Origin of the sequence: cf. Phormidesmis sp. LEGE 11477 (genome assembly GCF_015207105.1) — a bacterium.
Classification (GTDB): Bacteria; Cyanobacteriota; Cyanobacteriia; order Phormidesmidales; family Phormidesmidaceae; genus Phormidesmis.
The window spans coordinates 1-4,515 of record NZ_JADEXO010000209.1; the positions used below are offsets into that span (position 1 = coordinate 1).

Annotated in this window: 4 protein-coding genes; 3 read left to right on the forward strand and 1 reads right to left on the reverse strand. The window is 50.8% G+C overall.

The window, feature by feature from the left end:
- Positions 1–592: 592 nt before the first annotated feature.
- Positions 593–745 carry a hypothetical protein gene (locus IQ256_RS28475; RefSeq protein WP_193859060.1) on the forward strand — a complete coding sequence of 51 codons (153 nt, stop codon included), beginning with the start codon at positions 593–595 and terminating at the stop codon, positions 743–745.
- Positions 746–1,672: 927 nt separating this feature from the next.
- Entirely contained in the window at positions 1,673–1,846 is a 174-nt protein-coding gene (locus IQ256_RS28480) for a hypothetical protein (protein ID WP_193859061.1), read from the forward strand.
- A gap of 42 nt (positions 1,847–1,888) precedes the next feature.
- Here IQ256_RS28480 and IQ256_RS28485 read toward each other — a convergent pair whose 3' ends face one another.
- Positions 1,889–3,364, reverse strand: coding sequence for a hypothetical protein (locus IQ256_RS28485; RefSeq protein WP_193859062.1), 1,476 nt, complete (start codon positions 3,362–3,364; stop codon positions 1,889–1,891).
- A gap of 196 nt (positions 3,365–3,560) precedes the next feature.
- On the opposite strand from IQ256_RS28485, the gene IQ256_RS28490 reads away from it, so the two are divergent.
- On the forward strand, positions 3,561–4,223 hold the full coding sequence (locus IQ256_RS28490; RefSeq protein WP_193859063.1) for a hypothetical protein: 663 nt from the start codon (positions 3,561–3,563) through the stop codon (positions 4,221–4,223).
- Positions 4,224–4,515: the final 292 nt, after the last annotated feature.

Here is a 4,515-nt window from a genome sequence, read left to right on the forward strand (position 1 = left end):
CCTCTAGGACGACTTTGGCCTTAAATTCGCTGCTGTAGTTTCTTTGCTTGTTTGCCATGATGCTTGCCCCCTATGGACTCTAGATTACTCTCTCTAGCTGCTGTCCTAAATTTGGGGGTCACTACAGTTTTTTCCATCGCTGCTATCGCTGTCGTTGCCAGTGCCGGACGCTGCTGCTAATTCTCAACGTGACTATCCTTGTCACGCAACCCTCCATAGAGCGATTGCCTTTCACTTTACCGCTGCACTGTCCTCGGCAGTGAGGCCACCTTGCATAGTTCAGGTTTTCTAGTTTTCTAGCTGTTAGTGCTGGTGCCCAGTTGAAGCAGGCCGGGTCCATTGTCTAAATAGCCGAGCGATCGCCCTCGTTCTTGCCACATCTATATTATTTCGTATTCTATATAGAATCTGAAAATGCTGGGATACTCAATTGTCTGTGTACTGGGTAGAGCGATCGCCTCCTATTCCCTTGAGACTGGCCTGTCTAGGCTGTTTTTAAATTCGTACGAGAATTATCATCATTGACTGCCGATTGCGATCACCCCCTCTTTTCCTCGCCACGATTGCTCTTTCCATGCGTTAATCGACTTCAGTGGATGAGGTGGATAGCGGTGGGACTGAAGATGAAGCTAAGAGGACTGAAGTGGACGTGGCAGACAAAGCGACCAGTGAGAAAACAGAGGCAAATAGAAGCGATCGCCCACCAGCTTTACCAGCGCCGCCTACAGACTGGGCAGCGTGGTAATGAGACAAGTGACTAGATTCAGGCTCAGCAGATAGTCAGTAGTCCACTGTGCGCTAAATCTTTCTGCAACTGCAAACTGAAGAATCAGAACAAGGATTAGATGTCCTGTTACTCAATACTTCACTACTTCCATCAGCTCTAGTGCATCGCAAGGTATAAGGGCCATTGTTACCGCCCGTGCCGCTCGTGCCGCCTGTGCAAGAACCAAAAATCGAGGTGATAACAACGATCATCCCGTATGCAGCCCCATACTTCATAAGTACATATTTTCTTTCGAGTGAGGCCATCTTCATTGCGGCGAGGAAAGAAAAGAATGGAATTGCTATAAATACTAATAGATTCACGATTGAAGGCTTTAGACATCTCGTTTAGGGTGCCCCGGCTAACCGCCGGGACTTCTTTTTACCTGAGGAAAGAATTGCTACAGAGCGCTATGAGCAAGAGGCACAGATTGCAGATGAACGGCCTAAGCAGGAGACACTAACGAGCTACTTCGAGCAGATGAAAGAGCTATTGCTCTCAGAGGGTCTTCGTGAGTCATCGGAAGACAGTGAGGTGCGAAGGGTCGTGAACCAAAGAAGTGTGTGATGCGTCCTCTGCTTTATCGAATGAGGTCATGAGTCATGGACTGCCCCTATCGGGACTGTGAGTAGTTTGCTTCAATGAGTTTGGTGCAAGCATGGCCCGCCGCTGTACCGTCCTCGATTGCGTGATCGCCTTGTATGATTTCTGGCTTTCTGGCTTCCCACCGTTGCTGCCCTTAGCGCTGATTGATAGAAGCGTGATTGCCCCTTTCTCATTGCCGTCACTGACTGAGCTAGAGGGGGCGAGGCAGGGTACTAGAGCAGTCTGTAATCGCTGCTAGTGCTTGCTTGTTGTGCCGCTGTGATGATGTGATTACTCGTAAACACACTTGCGAGAAAGCGCTTGTCTCTACCTGTTGCTACCGCCATCGTTGTCCAGTTGTTTTTCTACGGAAGTGCGATCGCCCCCTTCTTTGTTGCTTTCATGCTAATAGGTCACGGTCAGTTATATCCAGCAGAGCGATCGGGCGTGGTTCAGTTTTGGTCGATTTTAGGTAACACTCGCAGCACAAAGTGAACCATCCTCAGCGATGGTTTATCTGGCTGATTTCGTCAGTGCCTACGTCCTCTGAAAGCGCTCGAAACCCAGCAACTCCACCCAATGTGGATGGGGCTGGCCAGTTAGCAATTGCTTGGGGCTTTTCCCCACCCGTTCCGGCACCCGAGACCTGAGAAAACAGCGGTGGTTGACAAAAAATTGGAGCAAGCTCAAATAGGAATCCCCGAGACTTCGTCGGAGGAAAAAGTAATTACGTAAGCGAGAGTTGAGATTTTCCACCATCGAGCTGGCTCTGGGTGTTGTTTTAAGTGCTTCATCAACCGCTGCCATCAACCTATGAAACTTCACTGAAAGCTGAGCATGTAGCTGATTCCATCGTGTCCAGTAAGCACTAGAGGTAGGCGATTTTCGATGCAGCAGGCAGACGTCGCGTACGGCCTGTAGCGGCAGCTCAAAATCTCTCGCAATCTTTGTCAGTTTCTGGTCAACAACACCCGCAAATGCCAATAGCTGGTCGCGCTGGTTATGCAGTGCCTTCCTCAGCTTTCGGATGGACGGATATTGCTTGCCTGCTCGCTGTTTGAGTTCTATCTCAATGAAGTCAAAGAGTTCCTGCCGCACGGCTAGGTCTGGCCCAGCTAATGCCATCACATCATGCTCAAACCACTGTAGGAGAATCTTGACATCTCGGGCACGAGCGACTAATCCTCGCTCTCGGCGGTTAACTTTCACCTGTTGGATGGTCAGCTTTTGGGTTATCTTGCCTTTTAGCTTAGCCTGGGCAATTTTTTCTTCCAGTTTGATGCGCCGCGTCGTGGCCCCTTGGGCTTGGCGGGCTAGACTATTAGCGACCTGTTCAAACTGCTGCTGGATATGAAACACATCGCCGTGGCAGGGCACTGCTGGCATCACTGCTTTTTGGCCTGCTCGTAGGCCACTGCCACCATCTGCAATGGTATATTTCGGCTCGAAGCCTTGCGCCATCACATCCAGTAGATGAAAGCCCCAGGTGTCTTCATCACGGTGGTCTGCGCTCTGTAGGAGGTAGCAGTAGGTGGAGGCTGCATCGACACCCACTAGCACGGGTTTATCCGACTGATATATCTCATCTTGAAGACCCACCTCAATGCCCGATAGGTCTTGGCTTTGATTGATTTCAGCGGCTTTTTCAGTGACCGCTTGCAGTCGGTTGTGGACGGTGCCGACGCTGATCGACACATCGAAGAGATCGCGAAACAGTTCGACGATGCCGCGATAGGAGCTGTGGCAGATCAGCACCAAGCCCAAAATTAGCTGAAATAGCCAGTTTTTGGTCACTGGTAGCTGAAACAGAACATCATCATCGCCTTTGGACGGCGCAAAAGTTTCATCCAGAGCCTGCTGTGCTTTATCGCCCTGCTGGTAGACGAACTTTCGACTCACTTGGTGCGTCGCGGCGATGTCGCTGATGGGTCGAGATCTCGATAGGACTTGGACGCCGATATCTTGACGAACATCGGAGGAAAGGCTGGCAACGATGGAAAGAGCTGGACTCATGAGGGGCGATCACGGAAGGCGGTTGGCGACAACTATCCAGCCTATGCGTTGGCAGAGCCTCTCGTCTAGTGAATCGCGCGGACTGTCGGGAAAGAAATCGCATTGAGAGTGTTACCCGCCGCTGAACCTCGCCGCAATACTCACCGGACAGCGCGTTGGGCACAGTACCCAGCAGCGATTAGTCCATCGTCAGGACTTGCGCCCAACGACGGCTCAAAACCCAGTAGAAGAGCTGAGTGTCGATGGCGGCAAAGTACGATTGAGAACACCGCAGGACAGGCCCTGCGAGTGGCGCGACTACAAGGCTATCAAGCTACATCAACAGATAATCAGTGCGAGCTTTCGAGATAACTCAACCCTGATTGACTGGGCGAATCGACAACCCTTAGCTGATACTGTGACCTGCCTCGGCGATGGTCATGATGGCGTCTGGAACATCGTCGCTGAGATTGGGACAAAATCGCAGCGGCGAGAGATTCTCGATTGGTATCACCTGATGGAGAACTTAGCCAAAGTGGACAGTTCAACAGACCAGTTGCTTGAACTTGAAGAGCTGCTTTGGGAAGGCAAAGTGGAAACAGCTATTGCACGACTAGAAGAATGCCGTGATGACCATGCTGAGCAGTTTATGGCTTACTTACAAAAACACCGACACCGCCTCGTGAACTACGATTATTACTGGTGGATAGGAGACTCAATTGGCTCGGGTGAGATTGAGGCAGGCATCAAACAGATTGCCGCGCGAGTCAAGCTGACAGGGGCGCAGTGGAACCGGGAGAATGTGCCGCAGGTGTTGAATCAGCGCTGTGCCTATCTCAACGGTGCATTCTCGATGCTAACTTATGCATCGGCGGCCTAACGCTCCTATGTAGCTGGTATTCTTACCTCTGCAAAAGTGGGATGTACCCAATTTGAACGATACATTCTAGGCGCTAAAATTGCACCCATCTTCTTGTTTCCGTCCCCTTGCGGGGTAGTGGAATTTGAACTAAAGCAGTAGCGTTTTCAATGTTTGAGGAGTAAAGTTTCCGTCCCCTTGTATGTTTAGAGGTAGGAGCGGTAGACCCAAATCCCCTAGAGCAGAGAGTGCCGTCGCAACGAACGAAAGTGGAAGTCTGAGAGTCTTCTGAAGTACGCTAAGCGTAGGAGCG

Excerpts from the sequence above, each read along its gene's own strand:
- IQ256_RS28485 (WP_193859062.1), bottom strand. The coding sequence starts at position 3,364 with ATGAGTCCAGCTCTTTCCATCGTTGCCAGCCTTTCCTCCGATGTTCGT.